The organism is Citrobacter sp. Cc139 (assembly GCF_030334645.1).
Lineage (GTDB): Bacteria > Pseudomonadota > Gammaproteobacteria > Enterobacterales > Enterobacteriaceae > Citrobacter > Citrobacter werkmanii.
The window spans coordinates 103,843-128,922 of record NZ_JAOWDM010000062.1 but is presented as its reverse complement, the minus strand read 5'-3'; the positions used below and the strand labels follow the sequence as shown (position 1 = coordinate 128,922).

The 25,080-nt window shown below is 52.9% G+C and carries 24 protein-coding genes; 6 read left to right on the top strand and 18 right to left on the bottom strand.

What is annotated here, in order from left to right; all coding sequences use genetic code 11:
* Positions 1–489 precede the first annotated feature (489 nt).
* The 10 genes from OGV69_RS04160 to OGV69_RS04115 form a co-directional block, all read right to left on the bottom strand.
* Positions 490–1,476 (bottom strand): glutathione S-transferase family protein, encoded by a 987-nt coding sequence (locus tag OGV69_RS04160; protein ID WP_069324375.1) that lies wholly within the window; start codon positions 1,474–1,476, stop codon positions 490–492.
* Between the two features lie 71 nt (positions 1,477–1,547).
* Entirely contained in the window at positions 1,548–1,940 is a 393-nt protein-coding gene (locus OGV69_RS04155) for a DoxX family protein (RefSeq protein ID WP_032940735.1), read from the bottom strand.
* Positions 1,941–2,110: 170 nt separating this feature from the next.
* On the bottom strand, positions 2,111–2,410 hold the full coding sequence (locus OGV69_RS04150; protein ID WP_038634085.1) for a YqjK-like family protein: 300 nt from the start codon (positions 2,408–2,410) through the stop codon (positions 2,111–2,113).
* Positions 2,410–2,805, bottom strand: a complete 396-nt coding sequence (locus tag OGV69_RS04145; protein ID WP_038634082.1) for a phage holin family protein — start codon at positions 2,803–2,805, stop codon at positions 2,410–2,412. The genes OGV69_RS04150 and OGV69_RS04145 overlap by 1 nt, the downstream gene beginning before the upstream one ends.
* Positions 2,806–2,807: 2 nt before the next feature.
* The gene (locus OGV69_RS04140) at positions 2,808–3,113 is read right to left on the bottom strand and encodes an ElaB/YgaM/YqjD family protein (protein ID WP_006687949.1); all 306 of its coding nucleotides are present in this window, start codon (positions 3,111–3,113) and stop codon (positions 2,808–2,810) included.
* Between the two features lie 33 nt (positions 3,114–3,146).
* On the bottom strand, positions 3,147–3,515 hold the full coding sequence (locus tag OGV69_RS04135) for a DUF1090 domain-containing protein (protein ID WP_038634079.1): 369 nt from the start codon (positions 3,513–3,515) through the stop codon (positions 3,147–3,149).
* A 148-nt stretch (positions 3,516–3,663) separates the two neighbouring features.
* Positions 3,664–4,047 (bottom strand): EnvZ/OmpR regulon moderator MzrA, encoded by a 384-nt coding sequence (gene mzrA, locus OGV69_RS04130; protein ID WP_038634076.1) that lies wholly within the window; start codon positions 4,045–4,047, stop codon positions 3,664–3,666.
* A gap of 3 nt (positions 4,048–4,050) precedes the next feature.
* Entirely contained in the window at positions 4,051–4,713 is a 663-nt protein-coding gene (yqjA, locus tag OGV69_RS04125; RefSeq protein ID WP_003024820.1) for a DedA family general envelope maintenance protein YqjA, read from the bottom strand.
* Between the two features lie 349 nt (positions 4,714–5,062).
* The gene (gene exuR / locus OGV69_RS04120) at positions 5,063–5,839 is read right to left on the bottom strand and encodes a transcriptional regulator ExuR (protein WP_038634073.1); all 777 of its coding nucleotides are present in this window, start codon (positions 5,837–5,839) and stop codon (positions 5,063–5,065) included.
* 134 nt (positions 5,840–5,973) lie between these two features.
* Positions 5,974–7,275, bottom strand: coding sequence for an MFS transporter (locus OGV69_RS04115; RefSeq protein WP_032940740.1), 1,302 nt, complete (start codon positions 7,273–7,275; stop codon positions 5,974–5,976).
* Between the two features lie 472 nt (positions 7,276–7,747).
* Here OGV69_RS04115 and uxaC point away from each other — a divergent pair, with 472 nt between their 5' ends.
* The 3 genes from uxaC (at position 7,748) to OGV69_RS04100 (ending at position 11,325) form a co-directional block, all read left to right on the top strand.
* A complete protein-coding gene (gene uxaC / locus OGV69_RS04110; RefSeq protein WP_069324374.1) occupies positions 7,748–9,160 on the top strand; it encodes a glucuronate isomerase in 1,413 nt (470 codons plus the stop codon).
* A 14-nt stretch (positions 9,161–9,174) separates the two neighbouring features.
* Complete coding sequence (locus OGV69_RS04105; RefSeq protein WP_069324373.1) at positions 9,175–10,662, top strand: UxaA family hydrolase; 1,488 nt, start codon at positions 9,175–9,177, stop codon at positions 10,660–10,662.
* Positions 10,663–10,770: 108 nt separating this feature from the next.
* Positions 10,771–11,325: a YgjV family protein gene (locus tag OGV69_RS04100; RefSeq protein WP_069324372.1), complete on the top strand. Its 555-nt coding sequence runs from the start codon at positions 10,771–10,773 to the stop codon at positions 11,323–11,325.
* Between the two features lie 16 nt (positions 11,326–11,341).
* On the opposite strand, the gene sstT is transcribed toward OGV69_RS04100, so the two are convergent.
* From sstT to OGV69_RS04080, 4 genes are all read right to left on the bottom strand, one after another.
* The gene (gene sstT, locus OGV69_RS04095; RefSeq protein ID WP_038634061.1) at positions 11,342–12,586 is read right to left on the bottom strand and encodes a serine/threonine transporter SstT; all 1,245 of its coding nucleotides are present in this window, start codon (positions 12,584–12,586) and stop codon (positions 11,342–11,344) included.
* 243 nt (positions 12,587–12,829) lie between these two features.
* A complete protein-coding gene (locus tag OGV69_RS04090; protein WP_038642882.1) occupies positions 12,830–13,798 on the bottom strand; it encodes a TerC family protein in 969 nt (322 codons plus the stop codon).
* Positions 13,799–14,066: 268 nt separating this feature from the next.
* On the bottom strand, positions 14,067–15,065 hold the full coding sequence (locus tag OGV69_RS04085) for a Gfo/Idh/MocA family protein (RefSeq protein ID WP_069324371.1): 999 nt from the start codon (positions 15,063–15,065) through the stop codon (positions 14,067–14,069).
* 72 nt (positions 15,066–15,137) lie between these two features.
* Positions 15,138–15,638: a M48 metallopeptidase family protein gene (locus OGV69_RS04080; RefSeq protein ID WP_069324370.1), complete on the bottom strand. Its 501-nt coding sequence runs from the start codon at positions 15,636–15,638 to the stop codon at positions 15,138–15,140.
* A gap of 84 nt (positions 15,639–15,722) precedes the next feature.
* Here OGV69_RS04080 and rlmG point away from each other — a divergent pair, with 84 nt between their 5' ends.
* Complete coding sequence (gene rlmG / locus OGV69_RS04075; RefSeq protein ID WP_069324369.1) at positions 15,723–16,859, top strand: 23S rRNA (guanine(1835)-N(2))-methyltransferase RlmG; 1,137 nt, start codon at positions 15,723–15,725, stop codon at positions 16,857–16,859.
* Positions 16,860–16,915: 56 nt separating this feature from the next.
* Here the strand turns inward: rlmG and OGV69_RS04070 are convergent, their stop codons facing one another.
* Together OGV69_RS04070 and ygjG are read right to left on the bottom strand one after the other, a co-directional pair.
* A complete protein-coding gene (locus OGV69_RS04070) occupies positions 16,916–18,934 on the bottom strand; it encodes an NADPH-dependent 2,4-dienoyl-CoA reductase (protein ID WP_069324368.1) in 2,019 nt (672 codons plus the stop codon).
* Between the two features lie 215 nt (positions 18,935–19,149).
* A complete protein-coding gene (gene ygjG / locus OGV69_RS04065; RefSeq protein ID WP_167371260.1) occupies positions 19,150–20,529 on the bottom strand; it encodes a putrescine aminotransferase in 1,380 nt (459 codons plus the stop codon).
* Between the two features lie 430 nt (positions 20,530–20,959).
* Here ygjG and OGV69_RS04060 point away from each other — a divergent pair, with 430 nt between their 5' ends.
* Positions 20,960–22,480: a methyl-accepting chemotaxis protein gene (locus tag OGV69_RS04060; RefSeq protein ID WP_038634042.1), complete on the top strand. Its 1,521-nt coding sequence runs from the start codon at positions 20,960–20,962 to the stop codon at positions 22,478–22,480.
* A gap of 52 nt (positions 22,481–22,532) precedes the next feature.
* Here the strand turns inward: OGV69_RS04060 and OGV69_RS04055 are convergent, their stop codons facing one another.
* The gene (locus OGV69_RS04055) at positions 22,533–23,213 is read right to left on the bottom strand and encodes a PadR family transcriptional regulator (RefSeq protein ID WP_176722612.1); all 681 of its coding nucleotides are present in this window, start codon (positions 23,211–23,213) and stop codon (positions 22,533–22,535) included.
* Positions 23,214–23,449: 236 nt separating this feature from the next.
* On the opposite strand from OGV69_RS04055, the gene OGV69_RS04050 reads away from it, so the two are divergent.
* A complete protein-coding gene (locus OGV69_RS04050; protein WP_069324365.1) occupies positions 23,450–24,223 on the top strand; it encodes a siderophore-interacting protein in 774 nt (257 codons plus the stop codon).
* Here OGV69_RS04050 and OGV69_RS04045 read toward each other — a convergent pair whose 3' ends face one another.
* Complete coding sequence (locus OGV69_RS04045; protein ID WP_038634037.1) at positions 24,224–25,072, bottom strand: helix-turn-helix domain-containing protein; 849 nt, start codon at positions 25,070–25,072, stop codon at positions 24,224–24,226. It lies immediately after the preceding gene.
* Between the last annotated feature and the right edge of the window lie 8 nt (positions 25,073–25,080).

The following is a 25,080-nucleotide window of genomic DNA, read 5'->3' as shown; positions in this document are numbered from 1 at the left end:
AAAGCGCGCCCTGAACCCGCATCCCTGCGGGTTCTCCCGGCCTTACGGAAACACGTCGGCAATTTTCAGCCGGACCAGCCACACCTGACCATCTGTATTTTTATTTGAATATATCTGAACAGCAAAACAGATTTTACTGGAAGTCAGAGCGTTGAAGCGATGACCCATGTCCGGCTGAAAATCGATGAGGCGTTGACGGCTGACCGGGTCTGCCCGCAGGGATGCGGGCAGAGGGGATGGCCTGCAGGGATGCAGGCTCGGCCCCGACCCGACAGGCAGACGGCATAAGACGAATGAATCGCGCAGCGACGATTTTCCCGCCGGGAGCCTGGGTTGCAAGGGAGGCGGCGGTGAGCCTCCCTTGCACGTTCACGGGTAACGGCGTTTCAAAGAAATGACACCGCTGAGGTGAACGGAACCCTGAGCAAAAATCACATGTTCGCCATACATGCTTAACTAATCGGTATTCCCCAAAGGGGCCAGTGTAAATTACGCGAAACGCTCGTCACGCCCGTGGGGTTCGTTAAGATCCTGCCACGGCCCAACAGAAATAATACCAGTCGGGTTAATGGTTTTATGGCTACGGAAGTAGTGATTACGGATGTGATCGAAATTGACGGTTTCCGCAATGCCCGGTATCTGGTAGATATCGCGCAGGAAACCGTACAGGTTCAGATAGTCGCTAATCCGGTATTTGTCGCACTTGAAATGGGTCACATACACGGGATCAAAACGTACCAGCGTGGTCCACAGGCGAATATCTGCTTCTGTTAACTGGTTGCCGGTCAGATAGCGATGCTGCCCCAGAATTTGCTCCAGTCGCGCCAGGGCTTGGAAGACTTTTTCCACGGCGTCGTCGTACGCTTCCTGGCTGGTGGCAAATCCGGCTTTGTACACACCGTTATTGACGTTGTCATAAATCCAGCCATTCAGCTCGTCGATTTGACTTTGCAGGGCTGACGGGTAGTAATCCCCGGCTTTTGCGCCCAAAGCATCAAAAGCGGTGTTAAACATGCGGATGATCTCCGCAGATTCGTTGCTGACAATGGTGTGATTTTTTTTATCCCACAACACCGGGACGGTTACCCGACCGCTGTAATGCGGATCGGCGTGCAGATAGAGCTGGTAAAGAAACTCGTGTTGATACAGCGTATCGCCGGTTGCAGCCGGGAAGGCATCATCAAAGGTCCAGCCGTTTTCCAGCATCAGTGGATGCACAACGGAAACGGAAATAAACGGTTCCAGTCCTTTGAGCTTACGCAAAATCAGCGTGCGGTGCGCCCACGGACAGGCCAGAGAAACGTAGAGATGATAGCGGTCTTTTTCGGCAGCGAATCCCCCTTCGCCTGTTGGACCCGGTGCGCCATCCGCGGTGAGCCAGTTGCGGTAAGCCGATGCTGAACGTTGAAATTTTCCCCCGGTTGATTTGGTGTCATACCAGGTGTCATGCCATACGCCGTCAATCAGTTGTCCCATTTTATCGCCTCCTCAGATAGCAAAAGCGAGGAGACATCTCCTCGCTTTTTCATGTGTTCAGTATAGTTCGCTTACCACTTTTTATTCAGAACGCGGTCGATGCTGAATGCGCCCGGACCGGTGATAGCCAGCAGCAGGAAACCGCCTGCGATGGTCAGGTTTTTCATGAACATCAGAGAGTTCACGCCTTCCGCAAAGTTGCTGTGGAAGATAAATGCTGTCAGCAGCGTAAAGCCTGCGGTGAACAGCGCGGTGGTACGGGTCAGGAAGCCGAACAGGATTGCCAGACCACCGCCAAACTCAAGCAGGATGACCAGCGGCAACATAAAACCAGGCACGCCCATGGCTTCCATATACTGTTGGGTACCCGCATATCCGGTGATTTTTCCCCAGCCTGCGGAAATAAACAGGATTGGCATCAGAATGCGCGCTACCAGTACACCAACATCTTCTAATTTCTTCATCATTCACTCCAGGAAACCACTCAGGCGGCTTATTGTGTTTTGTGTGCAACGACGCTGCAGAGCGCGTCGTTGCTGTCGATGGAGAGAATCATAAACGTGCTTAATGACAATTGTTAGCAAGGAAAACTGTCAAAATTTTTCAAAAATTTTGAGGTTAGGGGAGTGGGGGATTAGCCGCGCAGTTGCTGCTGTCTGATGGTCGCTTTAACCAGACGCCAGATGCTCCAGACGCTAAAACCGCGCTTAGCCCAGCGTACCAGCAGATTAGGGTTACGAATGGTACGAACTGCCATGATACTGCTACCCACTAACACCCAGCCACGTAGGTTCAACAGCGTTTTCCAGCCACGATCGTAGACTTCGGTGGCCTCCAGCCAGTCGCGGCGAGTAGCAGACAGATCCAGCCGTTGCTGCTGGATCTGTCCAAGCAGTTGCGCCTTACGTTGTTGACGTTCGACTTTACTGCTCATTATGCATCATCCTCCAGGGCCTGCCTGTCGTTTGCGAGTTCGTGGCGCGTATGGCGTAGCAGCGTTGTTTTGCGAGCTTTACGCAGAGTCCATATCCCGCCAATAAGCGCCATAACCAACAGCACAACGGTGGTGGCAATCATTGCGTTCAGGCGATATTGCGGATCAATGGCCCAGATGATAAGCACCATCAGGCTCATCAGCCCAAACGCCGCGAACAGCATGGTCAGCCCAAGCATCAGCAGGATCTGGATGAGATTTGATTTTTCCTCTTCCAGTTCCACGACGGCCAGCCGCAACCGCGTTTCTACGATCTCAACGAGAATCGTCAGGATCCGCTGTCCAATACCCAGTACGCTTTTGCCTGGACCTTGTGCGTGTTGAGAGTCAGCCATTGTTAACGGCGCGACAGCAGTACACCAAGCACCACACCGACCGCAGCGCCAATCCCGACGCCAGTCCATGGGTTTTCGCGTACATAGTTATCGGCTTTGGCCGCGGCTTCACGGGTCTGTTTGGCAATCACATCGCTGGTTTCACTCAGACGATGACGGCTCTCCCGCAGGGCGTGTTCGGCTTTGCTGCGAATTTTACTCATCTCTTCCTTCGACTTATCGCCAGAGGAGCTAAGTACTTCTTCAAGCGTATCCGCAAGAGATTTCAGCTCAGCGCGCAGGTTGTCCGTAGCATTATCTTTCGACATAGTTTTCTCCAGTTGAGTGGGTCGTTACCGTACTTAGTAATCGCGTGATTCGAGTTCTTTCAGCTCATTCTGAGCTTCGGCAAGCTTACGTTCGCGTTTGGCAATTTTATCCGCATCGCCTTTTTGCTTCGCCTCGGCTAAATCATCTTGACGCTCGGCTATCTCATCTTTCTGCTCTGCGATTTTTTTCTGATGGTCGGCGCGCAGTTTGCTGTCAGTACAGTTGGCCCGAACCTCACTAAGTGCTTTGTTCAGACCATTGATGCGGTTCTGATTGTTGTGCTTTTCGGCATAGCTAATCTCCCGCTGAATATCCTGTTCTTTTTCCTGACAGAGGGTGGTGGCGTAACTGCCGGCACTGAGAGCGAAAAGGCTAATAGCCAAAGCGATGCGGTATTTCATTCTTGAACCTTCCATTGTGATTCGACGTTGTGGCTTGCGGTCGATGCTCCAGATTAATAAAACGTTGGGCCATAATCCCAGTTTATTAATCATAGGCGCTAAACGGTGAAATCACCAAAGTGAGTGATCTAATTCAGATTCCTGGAGATTAACCAAAACGGTGCGGGGTATCACGTAAGCGGGATAACCACTGCACCGCCTGATTATCATCATCCTGCTGAGCGATGACGAAACCATGTGGCAACGTACGGTCCAACACCACTTTGGCGGCTGCGCTCTGCGCGCTGGAATCAAAAGTGATCAGCAGCGCGTCATTTTGCGGGGTAATGCTTTTAAAGCGGATGCCGTTGGCATCCAGGTGATGCCAGATAGAGAAGCCATCAGGCATGCTGGCTCCCTGGTTTATGGCGCGAATGGCAAGCGTTGACTCCTGCTGGCGAATAACCGACCAGGTCAGGAGCAGCGCCCCGATAAACAGCATAAAGGTGGTGGTCCAGGCAAGTCGTCGGAGCGTTATGCATGATTTCAGCATAATTTATCCTCGGTTCCCGTATTTCTTTTTCCACAGCACAACCAGTGAACCCGCCAGACCAAACACCAGTAACACCACAGGAAGCAGCATCAGGCAAGACATGAGCTGATCTTCATACTTAAGAAATACCGGCGTTTTGCCCAGCAGATAGCCAAGCGTTGTGAGAATCAGGACCCAAAGCAATCCGCTCATCCAGTTAAAGAACTGAAAGCGCGCATTATTCAGGCCGGATAACCCTGCGATGGTCGGCAGTAATGTTCTGACAAACGCAATGAAGCGACCAACCAGCAGCGCAGACAAGCCATGCTTATGAAAAAGATGATGCGCGCGCTGATGGTAATGCGCAGGAAGATGCGACAACCAGTTTTGCACGGTGCGGGTGTTTCCCAGCCATCGCCCCTGGATATAACTAAGCCAACAGCCGAGGCTGGCCGCGGTGGTGAGTAGCAGTACCGTTTGCGGAAAACCCATTGCGCCTTTGGCAATAAGCACGCCGACCAGTACCAGCAAACTGTCGCCGGGTAAAAACGCTGCTGGCAGCAGTCCATTTTCCAGAAACAAAATGGTAAATAGTACAAAATAGAGCATGCCAATCATGGAAGGATTGGCCAGAGTTTCAAAATCCTGAGCCCATAAAGCATTCAGTAATTGAGTCAGTAGTTCCATTCAATATTCCTGGAGAATCGGTTATCGTCATGCCGGTTTTTCTGGATTTTGTAACACCGCGATTTTATTGATGTTTTTTGCATGGTGCGCGGTCTGATACAAATTCACGGCCTGAACTGTTCCCTGTGAAGTTGTGAAGTTAGCAAGCTCTTAAACACAAAAATTCAAATAGCATCTAATTGTAACAAAGGTCAACGTTGTCCGTTATAGAAATTACGGTTGCTGAACTCTGATTTTGCTTATCGCATTAGAGGGAGGCGAGAGGATTTACACAGGCTGACATTTTATACCTAATGCTTACCAAGCATCAGGTACAGGCGCTTCGTCACGCCTGTATCGATAAGATTGATTATTTTGCGCCGTTAGCGGCCGTATCGAGATGAACGACCGGATTTTCAGTAAAAAGGTAACGGTCCGCGTTGAACTCAAAATCATCGCTGGTTTCGTTAAACAGCATCTGCTTCGTGTTCTCCAGATGCTGCCACATCGCCAGTTTCGCGGCATGGGGATCTTTGCGAATCAGCGCCCGCAGGATCTGATCATGGTCGTCGCACCAGTTATCTACCGTACGCGAGTCGATGTGGTCGTGCAGTTTTTTCCAGTAAGGGTTGTGAATACGCTGAGTCCACATTTTTTCCACGATGGCGGCCAGGGCGGAGTTCTGCGTGGCCAGCGCGACCTGCACATGGAACTGGAGATCCCATTCGGAGTCACGAAAGCTTTTTTCATTACGCGACTTCTCCTGAATTTCCATCAGTTTCATGATGTCCTGTTTGGTCACCTGAGTGGCGGCAAACTCGGCAATGTTGCTTTCAATGAGCTGTCGAGCCTGAAGCAGCTCAAAAGGACCGTAACTGGCGAATTCCAGACCTTCGTCGGGAGCAACATAATGTTTGGGTTGGTTAGAGATGACGTGGATCCCCGATCCTTTACGCACCTCAACATAGCCCTCAACTTCCAGCATGATAATCGCTTCACGAACCACGGTACGGCTGACATTTTTTTCATCGGCGATAAAGCGCTCGGCGGGAAGTTTGTCACCCACCAGATAGACGCCCTGCTCAATGCGTTCTTTAAGATCAGCGGCAAGTTGTTGGTATAAACGGCGTGGTTCAGTGATTTCCATATGCGCTCCAGGCATGATACGGCAGACTATATTTGTTATACCACTTTTGCGATTACGCCTCCACTCGCGAGGACAAAAAAGCCGCCAGATAGCTGGCGGCTTAGCATTAAATAACCTTGCTGTATCGCATCTGGTTAACTTTGCGTCGCGGGATCCCCCGTCTGTGGACCTGAATCTATCTCGCTGGCTGATTTGTTCTGTAGTACCGTCCAGATGACCAACGCGCCAAGCAGGTCGAATACCGCCAGCACGGCGAACAGCGGGCTAAAGCCGATGGTGTCGGCCAGCGCGCCAACGACCAGAGCAAACAGCGTACTGGCAAGCCAGGCGGACATACCGGTCAGACCGTTCGCGGTTGCCACTTCATTACGACCAAATACGTCAGAAGAGAGCGTAATCAGCGCACCGGACAGCGCCTGGTGAGCAAAGCCGCCGATGCACAGCAGGGCGATAGCGATGTACGGGCTGGTGAACAGACCAATCATGCCAGGACCAATCATCAGCAGCGCGCCCATGGTGACCACCATTTTACGGGACACGATCAGGTTCACGCCAAACCAACGCTGGAACAGCGGTGGCAGGTAACCCCCAACGATACAGCCCAGGTCAGCAAACAGCATTGGCATCCAGGCAAACATGGCGATTTCTTTCAGGTTAAAGCCGTAGACTTTGAACATGAACAGCGGGATCCAGGCGTTGAATGTCCCCCACGCCGGTTCTGCCAGGAAACGCGGCAGCGCGATGCCCCAGAACTGGCGGTTACGCAGGATCTGGCCGAGCGACATTTTCTTCGAGGTCGTGTTTTTATGCTGTGATTCCTGGCCGTTCAGAATGTAATCACGTTCTTCATCAGACAGTTTTTTCTGGTCGCGTGGATGTTTGTAGAACACCAGCCAGGACATCGCCCAGATGAAGCTCAGGGCGCCGGAAATAATGAATGCCATCTGCCAACTGTGCATGACGATAGCCCAGACCACCAACGGCGGTGCAATCATCGCGCCGATAGAAGAACCAACGTTGAAATAACCCACGGCGATGGAACGTTCTTTTGCCGGAAACCATTCTGAACTGGCTTTCAGGCCAGCCGGGATCATTGCGGCTTCAGCTGCACCTACCGCGCCTCGCGCCAGCGCCAGTCCGCCCCAGCTGCCAGCCAGTGCGGTCGCGCCACAGAAGACGGCCCACAGAACGGCGAACATCGCGTAACCGATTTTTGTGCCGAGTACATCAAGCACGTAACCTGCCACGGGTTGCATTACGGTGTAAGCAGCAGAATACGCTGCGATGATATAGGAATACTGTTGAGTGGAGATGTGTAACTCTTCCATCAGAGTCGGCGCAGCTGCCGCCACAGTGTTACGTGTGAGGTAACCCAACACGGTGCCAAGCGTCACCAGTGCGATCATGTACCAACGTAACCCTTTAATTTTACGCATGTAAAACCTCATCGTTTTGTTATGTCCGCCAACGAGCGGTCATCTTCCAGTTCAGGGCGGAGGATGTTCTTTTACGAGGGGGAACCGAAAAAAAAGCCGGTACTCCCCGAACGTTGCCATGTCAATAGTTGTGCTAATTCGGTTTCCGTACCGGTCAATCCGATGTTGATACATCGGTAATTTGCATTCCGTCGGCTTATGTATCGCGACGGCCAAAAGATAACTTGTCATACAACTTTAAAAGGTGAGTGCCATCACAAAAGTGTGAATCTTCGTGTGGTCATTATCTCGATTCAGCAAAGCCAGTACTGGCGCGGCCTGAGGCATGATTTACCTCTTTGAGAGTAATTTTTTTGTCATCATTTGTTGATCTAACTCACGAAAATATCTTCGGGGTGTGGAAATTGGTGTGATAACTTTGTCAACATCAAAACATAAGCAATCTGACGCACTCGTTGAGAGGAAGACGATAATGACTCCGTTTATGACTGAAGATTTCCTGCTGGATACCGAATTTGCCCGCCGTCTGTATCATGATTACGCCAAAGACCAGCCGATCTTCGATTACCATTGCCATTTACCACCGCAACAAATCGCTGAAAACTACCGTTTTAATAACCTGTATGACATCTGGCTGAAGGGTGACCACTATAAGTGGCGTGCGATGCGTACCAACGGCGTCGCTGAGCGCCTGTGTACCGGCGATGCCTCCGATCGTGAGAAGTTTGATGCCTGGGCCGCTACGGTTCCGCACACTATCGGTAACCCGCTGTACCACTGGACCCACCTCGAGTTACGTCGCCCGTTTGGTATTACAGGTAAGCTGCTGTCTCCGGCAACGGCTGACGAAATTTGGAACCAGTGCAACGAACTGCTGGCGCAGGATCAATTCTCCGCGCGTGGCATCATGCAGCAGATGAATGTGAAAATGGTCGGCACCACCGATGACCCGATCGATTCTCTGGAGCATCACGCCGCCGTTGCCAAAGACGGAGGTTTTGATGTGAAAGTGCTGCCGAGCTGGCGGCCGGATAAAGCCTTCAACATCGAACTGGCGACCTTTAACGATTACATGGCCAGGCTCGGTGAAGTCTCTGACACCGATATCCGTCGTTTCGCCGACCTGCAGACCGCGCTGACCAAACGTCTGGACCACTTCGCCGCTCACGGCTGTAAAGTGTCTGACCACGCGCTGGACGTTGTCCTTTTCGCGGAATCTAACGAAGCGGAGCTGGATAGCATCCTGGCTCGTCGTCTGGCCGGTGAAACCCTGAGCGAGCACGAAATCGCCCAGTTCAAAACCGCTGTGCTGGTGTTCCTCGGTGCAGAATACGCACGTCGCGAATGGGTACAGCAGTACCACATCGGTGCGCTGCGTAATAACAACCTGCGTCAGTTCAAACTGCTGGGCGCGGACGTCGGCTTCGACTCCATCAATGACCGTCCGATGGCGGAAGAACTGTCCAAACTGCTGAGTAAGCAGAACGAACAGAACCTGCTGCCGAAAACCATTCTGTACTGCCTGAACCCGCGCGATAACGAAGTGCTGGGCACCATGATCGGTAACTTCCAGGGCGAAGGCATGCCGGGCAAAATGCAGTTCGGTTCCGGCTGGTGGTTCAACGATCAGAAAGACGGGATGGAACGTCAGATGACACAGCTGGCGCAATTGGGCCTGCTGAGCCGCTTCGTCGGCATGCTGACCGACAGCCGTAGCTTCCTGTCTTACACCCGTCACGAATACTTCCGTCGTATTCTGTGCCAGATGATCGGGCGTTGGGTTACTGCGGGCGAAGCCCCAGCCGACATCCAACTGCTGGGTGAAATGGTGAAAAACATTTGCTTCAACAATGCGCGCGATTATTTCGCCATTGAACTGAACTAAGGTCCGGGGTTGATATGCAATACATCAAGATCCATACGCTGGATAACGTTGCGGTAGCGCTCGCTGATTTGGCTGAAGGAACCGACGTTACCGTTGACGGGCAGGCGGTAACCCTGCGCCAGGCGGTCTCTCGTGGACATAAATTCGCACTCTGCGAGATCGCACAGGGTGAGAACGTCATGAAATATGGCCTGCCGATCGGCCATGCTTTGGTGGATATCGCGGCGGGCGAGCATATTCATGCTCATAACACGCGTACCAATCTGAGCGATCTGGATGAATATAGCTATCAACCCGACTTTCAGGAACCTGAAGCGCAACCGGCGGATCGTGATGTACAGATCTACCGTCGTGCCAACGGCGATGTTGGCGTGCGTAACGAATTGTGGATCCTGCCGACAGTAGGCTGCGTCAACGCCATGGCCCGTCAGATGCAGAATCGCTTCCTGAAAGAGACCAACGACGCCGAAGGTATCGACGGCGTGCATCTCTTCAGCCACACCTACGGCTGCTCACAACTGGGTGACGACCATATCAACACCCGCACCATGCTGCAAAACATGGTGCGCCACCCGAACGCGGGCGCAGTGCTGGTGGTCGGTCTCGGCTGTGAAAACAACCAGGTTGACGCTTTTCGCGAAACCTTAGGCGAGTACGATCCCGATCGCGTTCACTTTATGGTCTGTCAACACCAGGAAGACGAAGTGGAAGCGGGGATCGAACATCTTCACCAGTTGTACAACGTGATGCGTAACGATAAGCGTGAACCCGGTAAGCTGGGCGAGTTGAAGTTTGGTCTTGAATGCGGCGGCTCTGACGGCCTGTCCGGCATTACCGCCAACCCGATGCTGGGCCGTTTCTCCGACTACGTGATTGCCAACGGCGGCACCACCGTGCTGACCGAAGTACCGGAAATGTTCGGCGCCGAGCAACTGCTGATGGACCACTGCCGTGACGAAGAAACGTTCGGCAAGCTGGTCACTATGGTGAATGACTTCAAACAGTACTTCATTGCTCATGACCAGCCGATCTACGAGAACCCATCGCCGGGGAACAAAGCGGGCGGTATCACCACCCTGGAAGACAAATCGCTGGGCTGTACCCAAAAAGCGGGTTCCAGCCAGGTGGTGGACGTACTGCGCTACGGCGAACGTCTGAAAACGCACGGCCTGAACCTGCTGAGCGCACCGGGTAACGACGCAGTCGCCACCAGTGCACTGGCGGGCGCGGGCTGTCATATGGTGTTGTTCAGTACCGGTCGCGGTACGCCGTACGGTGGATTTGTGCCGACGGTGAAAATTGCTACCAACAGCGAGCTGGCAGCGAAGAAAAAGCACTGGATCGATTTTGACGCCGGACAACTGATCCACGGCAAAGCGATGCCGCAGTTACTGGAAGAATTTGTCGATACCATCGTCGATATCGCCAACGGTAAGCAAACCTGCAACGAGCGAAACGATTTTAGAGAACTGGCTATCTTTAAAAGCGGCGTAACCCTTTGATTGTAAATATGTAGGCCTGATAAGCGCAGCGCCATCAGGCTCAAACCGTGGCCGGATGGCGGAGAACATGCCTTATCCGGCCTACGAAATGGAGTTGGGGTTGCTTGCATGACCGCGTATTGGCTGGCTCAGGGCGTAGGTGTCATCGCCTTTCTAATCGGCATTACCACCTTTTTCAATCGCGATGAGCGCCGGTTCCGGCTGCAACTCGCTGTCTATAGTGCCACCATTGGTGTGCATTTTTTCCTGATGGGCGCCTGGCCTGCAGGAATGAGTGCCGAGCTTAATACTATCCGCACACTCGTCTCGATGCATACCCGCAAACTGTGGGTAATGACCGTTTTTATTATCCTCACCCTGGTTCTCGGACTTGCGAAATTACAGCATGCGATGGAGCTGTTGCCGATAATCGGCACGCTGGCCAGCACCTGGGCGTTGTTTCGCTGCCAGGGGTTAACCGTGCGTTGCGTTATGTGGTGCGCAACCGCCTGTTGGGTTATCCATAATTTCTGGCTGGGATCGATTGGCGGGACGATGATCGAAGGGAGTTTTCTGGTGATGAACGGCCTGAACATTATTCGCTTCCGGCGGATGCAAAAACGCGGAATTGATCCGTTCAAAATTGAAAAAAGCGTACAAGCTAAGAACCCCTCCGCCCGATGACGGAGGGGGGAAGAGATTAGCCGCGCAGGGCGTTGTTTGCCAGACGTTCGTCTTCTGCCTGGCAGGCAGCAGCGGTAAACAGGACGTCTGTAGAAGAGTTTAATGCTGTTTCACAGGAGTCCTGCAGCACCCCGATGATAAAGCCAACGGCAACCACCTGCATGGCGATGTCATTCGGAATCCCGAACATGTTGCACGCCAGCGGGATTAACAGCAGCGAACCACCCGCCACGCCCGATGCGCCACAGGCACACAGCGAAGCCACCACGCTGAGTAACAACGCTGTCGGTAAATCGACCGGAATACCCAGCGTATTCACCGCCGCCAGCGTCAGCACGGTAATGGTGATCGCCGCACCCGCCATATTAATGGTGGCCCCCAGCGGAATAGACACTGAGTAGGTATCACGATCCAGATTCAACTTCTCACACAGCGCCATATTCACCGGAATGTTTGCCGCGGAGCTGCGGGTAAAGAAGGCATACACGCCGCTTTCACGCAGACAGGCCAGCACCAGCGGATACGGGTTACGGCGAATTTTCCAGAATACCAGCAGCGGGTTAACCACCAGCGCTACCAGCAGCATACAGCCTACCAGCACGGCTAGCAGTTGAGCGTAGCCCCAAAGGGTGGCAAAACCGGTCGTTGCCAGCGTAGAGGAGACCAGACCGAAAATACCGATCGGCGCGAAACGAATCACCAGCTTCACCATAAAGGTGACGGCGTTGGACATATCATTGACCAGATTCTTGGTCGTTTCATTCCCATGACGCAGTGCAAAACCCAGGCCGACGGCCCATACCAGAATGCCGATATAGTTGGCGTTAAGCAGAGCATCAATCGGGTTAGAAACCATGCTCATCAGCAGGCCACGCATGACTTCGACAATGCCGGATGGCGGTACGATGTCGCTGGCGCTGCTGGAAAGATGCAGTGTGGACGGGAAAGCGAAGCTGAAGACAACCGCCGCTAATGCTGCGGAAAATGTTCCCAGCAGGTAAAGGAACAGGATTGGACGGATATTGGTTTTTTGTCCGTGCTGGTGGTTAGCGATGGACGCCATAACCAGCATCAGGACCAGAATAGGTGCCACGGCTTTTAATGCGCCAACAAACAGCGTACCCAACAGCCCGACGGCTTCTGCAGCAGGTTTTGACACCAGCGCCAGCAATATCCCCAGTACTAAACCGATCAAAATTTGTTTAACCAGGCTCCCTTGCGCCAAACGCGAGAGCAGCCCCGATGAACGTTGCGTAGTCATGTAGTAATCCTTTCATTGTGTTGTTGCTCATCCAGTGTGCATTCTGATGACGCATCTTTCTGGATGTAACAAAGTGTTTGCCTGGTTGAGTATAAGGAAAGATGAAGTCCCGGAAAGCGAAATCTCCTGATTTTTGCGTTCAGATCATGTTTTGTAACTTTAAACTAACATTATTTTGACATGATAAACAAAAAGCCCGACGCACGCAGTATGTTGTCGGGCTTTTCAGCTAGCGAATGAAAGTTACTGTATTTGCTGCTTTTTATCGTGCTGGTGATTAACCCACGCATTCACGACCAGCGTGACGAACAGAATACCGAACACCACGCCTAACGAGATAGCGATCGGGATATGGTAGAAATCGACGATCAGCATCTTAATACCGATAAACACCAGAATGACCGACAAGCCGTATTTCAGCATGGAGAAACGCTCCGCCACGCCAGCCAGCAGGAAGTACATCGCACGCAGACCCAAAATAGCAAACAGGTTCGAGGTCAACACGATGAACGGGTCGGTTGTGACGGCGAAGATTGCCGGAATACTGTCGACGGCAAAAATGACATCACTCAGCTCAACCAGAATCAACACCAACATTAGCGGCGTGACGAACAGCAGCCCGTTTTTACGCACGAAGAATTTTTCGTCTTCGATGGTATCGGTCATGCGTAAATGACTACGCAGCCAGCGGACTAACGGTCTGTCGCCGATACCGGAAGCGTCTTCTTTCGCCAGCGCCATCTTCACGCCGGTAAACAGCAGGAACGCGCCAAACACGTACAGCAGCCATTCGAACTGGGCGATAAGCCAGCTACCTGCGAAGATCATAATCGTACGCAGCACAATCGCGCCCAGTACGCCATACACCAGTACCCGACGCTGCAACGCAGGCGGTACCGAGAAGTAGCTGAACAGCATCAACCAGACAAAGACGTTATCTACCGCCAGTGATTTCTCGATCAGATAGCCGGTAAGGAACGCCAGCGCCTGTGGGTCGGCAACGGCGCGGCCCTGCGTTTGGGCCAGGTACCACCAGAATGCGGCGTTAAACAGTAACGACAGCGTGACCCAGACGATAGACCAGGCTGCCGCCTGCTTCATCGACATGGTATGTGCGCCACGGCGACCCTGCAGCAGCAGGTCGATGGCCAACATAATCACCACCACAACAGCGAAGCCGCCCCACAACAACGGTGTGCCGACAGTATTCATAATTCCCCCATGCATAAAAAAACGGCCAACGCCGAATGACGTTAGCCGCTGCTTTTTATGCATAGACCTTGCCATTCGGCAAGGTCTCACTTACAACAACAAAGGAATACGCTAGCGTATTCCTTTGTTGTTGCCCGGTGACCGGATGTGGTTTTGCACACATCGTAATGACGATCAACCGACAACGAAGTTACTCCCCTTTGCGGGTTACAAAATATTACAGGCCATGGATGCAGTCAATGGCCTGCAACATTTGTTTTACATACCTTTACGCAGTCAGCGACGTCACCGTTTCGTCTGCGGGGAAAATCACGCCGGTCTGACGGCGAATTTCCGTTTGCAGTTTGGCGGTGATCCGGCTGACGCTTAGTGCCGGATGATCCACTTCGCCAGATTCAACCAGATGAGCAAAAGTCTCTGCCTCATACAGCATTGTATTGATATGCTGAGGCACCGTCAGATCCTGCGTTTTGCCACCACGCGCCACGAAGCACACTTTCTGACACTCAGAGATATGCTCAATGACCAGCGAACCCGACTCGCCCTGAATTTCACTGGCTAATACCGAGTCGCTGACTTTGGAGTGCTGGAGTGTGACGCTGAAATCACCGTAATTCAGTACGACCACGCCGTGGGCATCCACACCGCTTTCCAGCAGGCTGGCGCTGGCCTGCACGCTCTGTGGTTCGCCCCAAAGCGCAACCGCTGAGGCCAGGCAGTAAAAGCCGATATCCATAATCGAACCGTTAGAGAACGCCGGATTAAATGTATTCGGATTTTCACCGTCCAGATAACGCTGGTAACGCGAGGAGTATTGGCAGTAATTGATAAACGCTTTCCTGATTCTGCCCACTTTGGGTAAAGCTTGCTGCAACAGCAGGAAGTTAGGCAGGCTGGCGGTCTTAAATGCTTCAAACAGCACCACCTGATTTTCGCGCGCGCAAGCGATAGCGGCTTCAGCTTGCGCCAGATTTGAGGCCAGCGGCTTTTCGCAAATGACATGCTTTTTGTGCTGCAAAAATAGCTCTGTCTGCGGGAAGTGCAGGGAGTTTGGGCTGGCGATGTAGACGGCGTCAATCGCATCACTGCTGGCCATCGCCTCCAGCGAGGTAAACAGGTGCTCGACGGGGTAATCGTTAGCGAAGGTCTGTGCCTGCTCAAGACTGCGGGAATAAACCGCGGTTAACTTATATTTGCCGGTTTCATGGGCGGCATCGACAAACTGGCGAGTGATCCAGTTTGTGCCAATTACTGCGAAACGTATCATAAAGGCCTTCAGGCTGCTAAAAGGGATCCTTTCGTCAATTTAGCATGCCCTGAAGACAAAGCCAGTGCGCGACTACGCACTTTGCTTTAACGATTGTTGCGTTAACCACAGGCGGGTATCGAACTCCAGTTGATGGTACTGAGGTTCCATATGACAGCACAGTTGGTAAAACGCTTTGTTATGCTCTTTTTCTTTCAGATGCGCCAGTTCATGGACCACGATCATTCGCAGGAAGGGTTCCGGGGCATTGCGAAAAACGGTCGCCACGCGGATCTCCGCTTTGGCTTTTAGCTTGCCTCCCTGCACGCGAGAAACGGCGGTATGCAGTCCCAGCGCATTCTTCAGAACATGGATCTTGCTGTCGTACATCACCTTATTCAGCGGCGGGGCGTTACGCAGGAACTGATTTTTCAGATCTTGCGTATATTGCCAGAGCGCTTTGTCGGTCGCGAAGTCATGCGTGCCGGGATAGCGCTTATCTAATACCGCTCCCAGACGTTGCTCGGCAATTAATGTGCGTACCTGATCAAGTAGGTTCTCCGGGTAGCCCTGCAGATAGGTCAACTGACTCATTATTGCCCCATATAAAGTATAAAAAGTGTATACTCACGCACCCTTTTCAGGGATACGCCGAAATTTTACCATTCAGGAGGGCCGATGAGCCACATAGACAACGGTTTCCGTTCGCTGTCACTTAAACGTTTCCCGGAAACGGATGACGTTAACCCGCTGCTGGCGTGGGAAGCGGCGGATGAATATCTGCTGCAACAGCTGGACGATACCGAGATTAGCGGCCCGGTGCTGATCCTGAATGATACCTTCGGCGCGCTGGGCTGTGCGCTGGCGGAACATACGCCGTACAGCATTGGCGACTCCTATTTAAGCGAGTTGGCCACGCGCGAGAATCTGCGTCATAACGATATTGCCGAGTCGAGCGTCAAGTTTCTCGACAGCACCGCTGACTATCCGCAGGCGCCGGGCGTGGTGCTGATTAAAATTCCTAAAACCATGGCCCTGCTGGAGCAACAGCTGCGTGCGCTGCGTGAAGTGGTGACGCCGCAAACGCGGATTATTGCCGGAGCGAAAGCACGCGACATTCATACCTCAACGCTGGAGCTGTTTGAAAAGGTGTTGGGTCCAACCACCACGACGCTGGCGTGGAAAAAAGCCCGTCTGATCAACTGTACGTTCAGCAAACCTGAACTTGCCGCTGCTTCGCAAACGCTAAGCTGGAAGCTGGAAGGTACCGACTGGACTATCCATAACCACGCCAACGTTTTCTCTCGTACCGGACTGGATATCGGCGCGCGCTTCTTTATTGAGCACCTGCCTGCAAATCTTGAAGGGGAGATTGTCGATCTCGGCTGTGGGAATGGCGTGATTGGCCTGACATTGCTGGAGAAAAACCCACAAGCCAGCGTGGTTTTTGTGGATGAATCGCCGATGGCGGTGGCGTCAAGTCGTCTGAACGTCGAAAGCAATATGCCTGAGGCGCTGGATCGCTGTGAGTTTATGATTAACAACGCGCTGTCCGGGGTTGAGCCGTTCCGCTTTAACGCCGTGCTGTGCAACCCGCCGTTCCACCAGAAGCATGCGTTGACCGATAATATCGCGTGGGAAATGTTCCACCACGCCCGCCGCTGCCTGAAAATCAACGGCGAGCTGTATATCGTGGCTAACCGTCACCTCGACTACTTCCACAAGCTGAAGAAGATTTTCGGCAACTGCGAGACCATCGCCACCAATAATAAGTTTGTGATTCTCAAATCGGTGAAATTAGGTCGTCGTCGGTAATCGCGGATGCCGGATGGAGGCGTGAGCGCCTTATCCGGCCTACGAAAGACATGATGTTAAATTTCCAGTGCCAGCCTCGTGCCTTGCGCGATAGCGCGGCGGGCATCCAGTTCCAACGCCACATCGCAGCCGCCGATCAGATGCACCGTTTTACCTGCCGCGTGGAGAGGATCGACCAGCTCACGGCGTGGCTCTTGTCCGGCGCAAATCACCACGTTATCCACGTTAAAGATTACCGGTTCGCCGTTCAATACGACGTGTAATCCATCATCATCAATTTTCTGGTAACTGACCGCCGGGATCATTTTCACGCCGCGTGAGAGCAGGGTGGCACGATGGATCCAGCCCGTGGTTTTACCTAAACCTTGCCCCGGTTTGCTGGCCTTGCGCTGCAACATCACTATCTGACGCGGACTGCGGGATAAGTGCGGACCTTCCGGGCGTAATCCGCCAGGCTGTTGCAGGCTGGTGTCGATCCCCCATTCCACACAGAACTCCGCGATGTTCTGGCTGGTGGGATTGCCAGGCTGGCTCAGATACATGGCGGTATCAAAACCGATCCCGCCGCAACCAATGATGGCGACGCGTTTACCCACCGGCGCTTTATCACGCAGGACGTCAAGATAGCTCAACACTTTCGGATGATCGATCCCCTCGATCGGCGGCATCCGTGGTTCGATCCCGCTGGCGAGGATCGCCTCGTCAAAAGTTTCCAGATCGCGCGCGGTGACAACGTGGTTCAGCCTTAGCGTCACGCCCGTCACGTCGATCATCCGACGGTAGTAGCGCAGGGTTTCATAGAATTCTTCTTTGCCGGGGATCTGTTTGGCGATATTAAACTGTCCGCCAATCTCGCTATGGGCGTCAAACAGCGTTACGTGATGCCCGCGCGCGGCGGCATTAATGGCAAACGCGAGACCTGCAGGACCCGCGCCGACAACCGCCAGATTTTTCGGCACAGTGGCTGTAACGATCGGCATTTTGGTTTCATGGCAGGCGCGTGGATTCACCAGACAAGAGGTGACTTTGCCGACGAAGATCTGATCCAGGCAGGCCTGGTTGCAACCGATACAGGTATTGATCTCATCCGACCGTCCGCTTTGCGCTTTTGACAGCAGTTCGGCATCGGCGAGGAACGGACGGGCCATCGACACCATATCGGCATCGCCGCGGGCCAGAATGTCATCGGCGACTTTAGGATCGTTAATGCGGTTGGTGGTGACCAGGGGGATCGTCACATGACCTTTCAGCTTGCGCGTCACCCAGCTAAATGCGCCACGCGGCACCGGGGTGGCGATGGTGGGAATACGCGCCTCGTGCCAGCCAATACCGGTGTTGATAATAGTTGCGCCTGCGGCTTCTACAGCCTGCGCCAACTGGACGGTTTCTTCGAAGGTGCCGCCGTTTTCTACCAGATCGAGCATCGACAGGCGGAAGATAATAATAAAGTCATTGCCGGCACGCTGACGTACTGCCCGCACCACCTCGACGGCAAAACGCATGCGGTTGGCATACCCACCGCCCCATTCGTCGTCGCGCTGATTGGTGCGCAGGGTCAGGAATTCGTTGATGAGATACCCTTCCGAGCCCATCACTTCCACGCCATCGTAGCCCGCTTCTCGCGCCAGCTGCGCGCAGTGGGCAAAATCCTCAATCAGTTGCAGAACTTCATCGTGCGTCAGTTCATGCGGCATAAAGCGGTTTATGGGCGCCTGAATGGCGGAAGGCGCCACCAGATGCGGCTGATAGCTGTAACGCCCGGTATGCAGGATTTGCAGTGCGATTTTGCCGCCTTCGTTATGCACGGCATCGGTAATCACACGATGGTGCGCGAGCTGGCTGGTATCGTTGAGCACCGCGCCGCCTTCCATACCCACGCCGGATAACGCTGGCGCAATGCCTCCGGTCACAATCAGAGCTACGCCGTGACGCGCGCGTTCGGCATAGAACGCGGCCAGCCGTTGGGCGCCATCGGGATACTCTTCCAGCCCGGTGTGCATTGAACCCATCAACACGCGGTTTTTAAGCGTGGTGAAGCCTAAATCGAGCGGGGCGAACAGCGACGAATAGCTCATAAAGGTGTCCAGTATGTAAAATTATTGTTATGTGGTCGGATGAGTTAATAATTTAGCCGTCGCAGCGTAAAAGGGAAAAGGGGAATGCCGTGATTGTGATGGGATTCAAAAAAGGAATGGGGCCAGAGAACGATTCTGCCGGATGGCGGCTACGCCTGAGCCTACAAAGGACATGCTTTCGTAGGCCGGATACGCGCAGCGCCATCCGACAGGTATTACATCTGCTCCACGCTCACCCGTAATGCTGCCAGGGCTTTGCGTGTTGATCGCAACACCAGATCGCATTGCTCGATCGTTAACGTTAGCGGCGGTTCGATGCGGATCGTCTTGGCATTGTTCAGGGTCCCGGCGACCAACACCCGCTGGCGGAACATCTCACTGGCAAAGTTATAGCCGATTTCATTATCGACAAACTCAATCGCCATCAACATGCCTTTGCCGCGTACATCGTGCACCAGATCCGGGTATTCCCGCGCCAGTTGACGGAAACCATCCAGCAACATATCGCCTTTCTGCTCTGCCTGAGCCGGTAAATTTTGCTCCAGCAGAACGTTAATGGTGGCCAGCGCCGCCGCACACGCGAGCGGGTTGCCGCCAAACGTAGTGGTATGCAGGAAAGGATTATCGAACAGGACGGAGAACACCTCTTCGGTGGCAATGGTTGCGCCAATCGGCATCACGCCGCCGCCCAACGCTTTGGCCAGACACATAATGTCGGGCTGCACGTTTTCGTGCTCGCAGGCGAACATTTTGCCGGTACGCCCCATGCCGGTCTGCACTTCGTCAAGGATCATCAGCGCGCCAAACTCATCGCAAAGTTTACGCACGGCGGTCAAATACCCTTGCGGCGGCAGGATCACGCCCCCTTCACCCTGGATAGGTTCGAGGATCACGGCGGCGACGTCGTCACCGGTCTTTTTACATTCGCTGAGCATGGTACGCATCGCGTTAATATCGCCAAACGGCACATGGCGGAAGCCCGGCAGCAACGGCATAAAGGGTTTACGGAAGGTGGATTTCGCCGTGGCGGACAGCGCGCCCAGGGATTTACCATGGAATGCGCCGCTGGTGGCGATAAATGTAAATTTACCGCGCGGCGATTGATACGCTTTCGCCAGCTTCAGGGCGGCTTCAACCGACTCGGTCCCGCTGTTACAGAAAAAACTGTATTTCAGCTTACCTGGCGCCAGTGCGGCGAGGGTTTTTGCCAGCATGGCCCGCAACGGGTCAAGTAACTCCTGGCTGTGCAGAGGTTGTTTCGCGAGTTGATTCTGTACGGCGGAAACCACGACTGGATTACGGTGCCCCACGTTGAAAATGCCAAAACCACCCAGGCAATCAACAAACTCCTGTCCCTGGGTGTCGACAAGCGTATTCAGGCTTCCCGCTTGCCACTCTACGGCTCCGTAATCCCCGCCTGCAGTTACAGATTTTCGATACTCTAAGAACCCCGGATTGACATGCTCCTTAAAGTACTCAATCACCTCTCGGTTTAATGATTTCATTTCCTCATGATCAAGCGTGCGCTTTTCGATGAGATTCAGTGCGTGTGCGCTGCAGGCCAGGGCCGATGCGCTGGAAGGTAACCTGTTCAAAATATGCTCCCGGAGCTGGCGTATCACATGATACTGATTTAAGTATTGCAGGGATTGCGCCATTCCGGCGCGCTTAGCAAAAATCGGGATAAACACCAGGAAACATCTCATTTGCGCAACATTTAATGCCAGCATTTAACATTTGCTGGCATTTTGCCCAGATTTGGCACCTGAAAACAGATCGAATTAACGCGTATTTGCGCTAAAAATGGGCAATGTTTGCACTGTCACGGTGCGGGGGAAGACGTGTAATTGAATAGTTACTTAATGAAAGTATTTTAAATCAACGAATTAGAATGCGTACAGATTTTGAGGTTTAATCGCAAATTGCGATCTAAATCAAATTTAACAACTAAAGATAAAAAGATTATCGCCGAAATAACATAAGCCGAAAGAGTTAACAACCAGATAACCTGCACAGGACGCAACCATGTCTTCTCATCCCTACGTTAGTCAGCAAAATACACCGCTGGATGATGATATCACCCTCATGTCCACCACCGACTTACAAAGCTATATCACTCATGCGAACGATACCTTTGTCCAGGTCAGCGGCTATCAACTGAATGAATTGCTCGATAAGCCGCACAACCTGGTTCGTCATCCGGACATGCCAAAAGCGGCGTTTGCGGATATGTGGTACACCCTTAAACAGGGTGAACCATGGAGCGGCATTGTGAAAAATCGGCGTAAGAATGGCGATCACTACTGGGTGAGGGCCAACGCGGTGCCGATGGTGCGGGAAGGGCGAGTGACCGGGTACATGTCGATTCGTACCCGGGCAACTGACGAAGAGATTGCGACGGTAGAGCCTTTATATAAAGCGCTGAATGAAGGACGTTGCAACCGACGTATTCATAAAGGGTTGGTGGTACGCAAAGGCTGGCTGGGTAAACTCCCGGCACTGCCTATTCGCTGGCGGGTACGCAGCGTGATGGCATTGATGTTTGCCGTACTGGCGACCGCATTGCAGCAAATGGGCGCCGAATGGCCGTTACTGTTGATGAGTGCGTTGGTAATGCTGCTGGGGACGGCTATTTTCGAATGGCAAATTGTGCGTCCCATCGAGAATGTTGCTCGTCAGGCGTTGAAAGTGGCGACCGGTGAGCGCAACAGCGTATCGCATCTTAACCGCAGTGATGAACTGGGTTTGATGCTGCGAGCGGTGGGGCAACTGGGGTTAATGTGCCGTTGGCTCATCCATGATGTCTCCAGCCAGGTGAGTTGTGTGCGCAGCGACAGCGAAACGCTGGCAAAAGGCAGTGATGATTTGAACAAGCATACGCAGCAGACCGTGGAGAATGTGCAGGAAACGGTGACCACCATGAATCAGATGGCGGCGTCGGTGAAACAAAACTCTGAGACCGCCGCCGCGGCCGATAAACTCTCGATTGCTGCCAGCAGCGCGGCAACACACGGCGGCGAGGCGATGGATATCGTCATCAAAACCATGGATGATATTGCCAACAGCACTCAGCGGATCGGCACCATTACCACGCTGATTAACGATATTGCTTTCCAGACCAATATTCTGGCCTTGAACGCCGCCGTTGAAGCCGCGAGGGCGGGCGAGCAGGGCAAAGGTTTCGCGGTGGTGGCGGGAGAAGTGCGTCATCTTGCCAGTCGTAGCGCCAGCGCGGCCAATGATATCCGCAAGCTGATTGATGCCAGCGCCGATAAGGTACAGTCCGGCTCCGATCAGGTGCACGCCGCGGGGCGTACGATGGACGATATTGTGGCGCAGGTGCAAAACGTCACTCAACTGATCGCGCAAATCAGCCACTCAACGCTGGAACAGTCCGATGGTCTTTCCAGCCTGACTCGTGCGGTGAATGAACTGAGCAGCATTACGCAGAAAAACGCTGAACTGGTTGAAGAGAGTGCCCAGATTTCCGCGATGGTGAAACATCGCGCGGGTCGTCTGGAAGATGCGGTCACGGTGCTGCATTAATCTTAACCACAGCAGGCGCAACGCCGGACACGGGTTCCGCCTGCTGCGCAGATTAATCTAACTGAGTAATGTCCAGCGCGGCGCGATCGATAATACCAATGATTTTTTTGATCTGCGCCTCGCTGGTATCACCATGATTGACGCGTAGGTCCAGCACAGCTTTGAAGTTCTCCAGCGCGCGTTTCATCTGTGGGTTTTTACGTAATTCAAAACCCACACAGCGGGCTTTAATACGTTCGTGGATATGTTCCAGATGTTCGCGGTTCTCATCCAGCCACTGCAGACCTTGAGTCGTGATGGCAATCTGCTTACGCCCACCTTCCTCGTCGCTGATGGCGATCAGGGCTTGATCCTGCAACAGATCCAGCGTCGGATAGATAACGCCCGGGCTCGGGGTGTAGTTACCCTGGGTCAAGGTTTCAATCGCTTTAATCAGTTCATAGCCGTGGCTGGCGTCGCGGGTCAGGATATCCAGAATCACCAGGCGTAATTCGCCGTGACCGAAGAAGCGCTGGCGACGACCACCACCTCCGCCGCGACCGTGGCGGCGTCCGCAACCCTGTTCGTGGTGATGTTCCTGGTGACAGCCTGCGTGGCGATGCTCTTCACCTTTGCAGCAGCCTGCATGGTGCTCACTGTGGCGGCTTTCGTGGTGATGTCCTTCACCCTTGCAGCAGCCTTCGTGTTGGTGCTCTGTCTGTTTACAGCAACCTTCATGATGGTTTTGCATCATCGTCTCCTGATGTGTTTTAGATATATCTAATTTATATCTAAATGTTGTTTTTACGCAAGTCGACAAATTAAATGTTTTTTAATATATTGATTATTATCTATTTTTATAAGTTCTGTGATGGCTGGTAATCACAAGGTGACTATATCAAAAAAGTGCTTGCAATCTTTCTGATTAGCAATCATTATCATTTAAAAATAAATTTAGATATATCGTATTATCTTCACGAAGGCGAAAAAATGACAAAAAACACCTCACGCTACCCACAGCGCGTTCGCAATGAACTGCGCTTCCGTGAACTTACCGTCCTGCGCGTTGAACGTATTAGCGCGGGTTTTCAGCGCATCGTACTGGGCGGTGATGCGCTGGACGGTTTTAGCTCGCACGGCTTTGATGACCATACCAAGGTCTTTTTCCCGGAGCCGGGCAGCCATTTTGTGCCGCCTGTTGTCACCGATGAAGGCATTGTCTGGGCCGAGGGTGTGCGTCCGCTCTCCCGTGACTACACGCCGTTGTATGACGAAGCGCGCCATGAGCTGGCGCTGGATTTTTATATTCATGACGGTGGCGTGGCGAGCACATGGGCAATGAATGCTCGCGAGGGTGACAAGCTGACGATCGGTGGTCCGCGCGGTTCTTTGGTGGTGCCAGAGGATTATGCGTATCAGGTTTACGTGTGTGATGAATCAGGAATGCCCGCGCTGCGCCGACGCCTGGAGTCGCTCAGCCGTTTAGCGGTACGCCCGAACGTAACGGCGCTGGTAAGCGTGCAGGATGCGGCGTATCAGGACTATTTTGCCCATCTCGACGAGTTTACTATTCAGTGGTTTATCGGCCATGACGAACAGGCGGTGAACGAACATTTATCGCGGCTGAACGTGCCCGCAGACGATTATTTCATCTGGATTACCGGCGAAGGCAGGGTGGTAAAAAACCTCTGCGCCCGCTTTGAAACCGTGGCGTTCGATCAGCAACTGGTGCGCGCAACGGCTTACTGGCATCAACGCCGTTAATCAGTAATTCGATGGCGGCACGCCAAACGCCTGGCGAAAGGCGTAGCTAAATGCCGCGGTGCTGGAATACCCCACATCCAGCGCCACGGCAGTTACGCTTTTATTTTTCTTCAGCATTAATACGGACTCCAGAATACGCATTTTTTGCTTCCAGACGCTGAAGGGCAATCCGGTTTCTTTTTTGAAATGCCGTGAAAAGGTACGGGCTGACATGCCCAGATGCTGCGCCCAGTATTCAACCGAATGCTCCAGCGCCGGGGATTCCTGAATTGTCCGGCACACTTTGGTTAATTCGCGATCGTGCGGCCAGGGTAATACAAAAGCGACTTCCGGGAGCTGCAGAATAATATCGACCAGAACACTAACCAGCTTGCCCTCTTTTGACTGGCTATCATAATGGCCCGAAATTAAATTGGTGGCGTAATGAATAAACTCTCTGGCGAAATCACTGATCGCCACCACTTTACATTCATTAATGCTCTCTTCAAGAAAACCCGGCTTAATATCCAGATTCTCTAAATGCACATCATCCAGTGCCCAGACCGCATGTTCGGTATTATTGGGGATCCAGATGCCATAATGCGCCGGGATTATCCAGCATTTGCCGGCAACATCAATTCGCATGCTGCCTTTACGGGCGAAATGAAACTGCATAAAAGAGTGCGAATGCTGCGGAACATGATGGTTGGCTTCCAGGACATAAGAACGAAAGTACACGTCCTGCGGCAACTCCGTAATGGAGTTATCGGGGAATGAATTCCACTGTTTTTGCGCGAGAGTCTCCATAAATAAATCGTCAATGCTCCCGGTGATATGTCCGCTATTCGATAGATCTTGTCCGCAGATCATAATACATA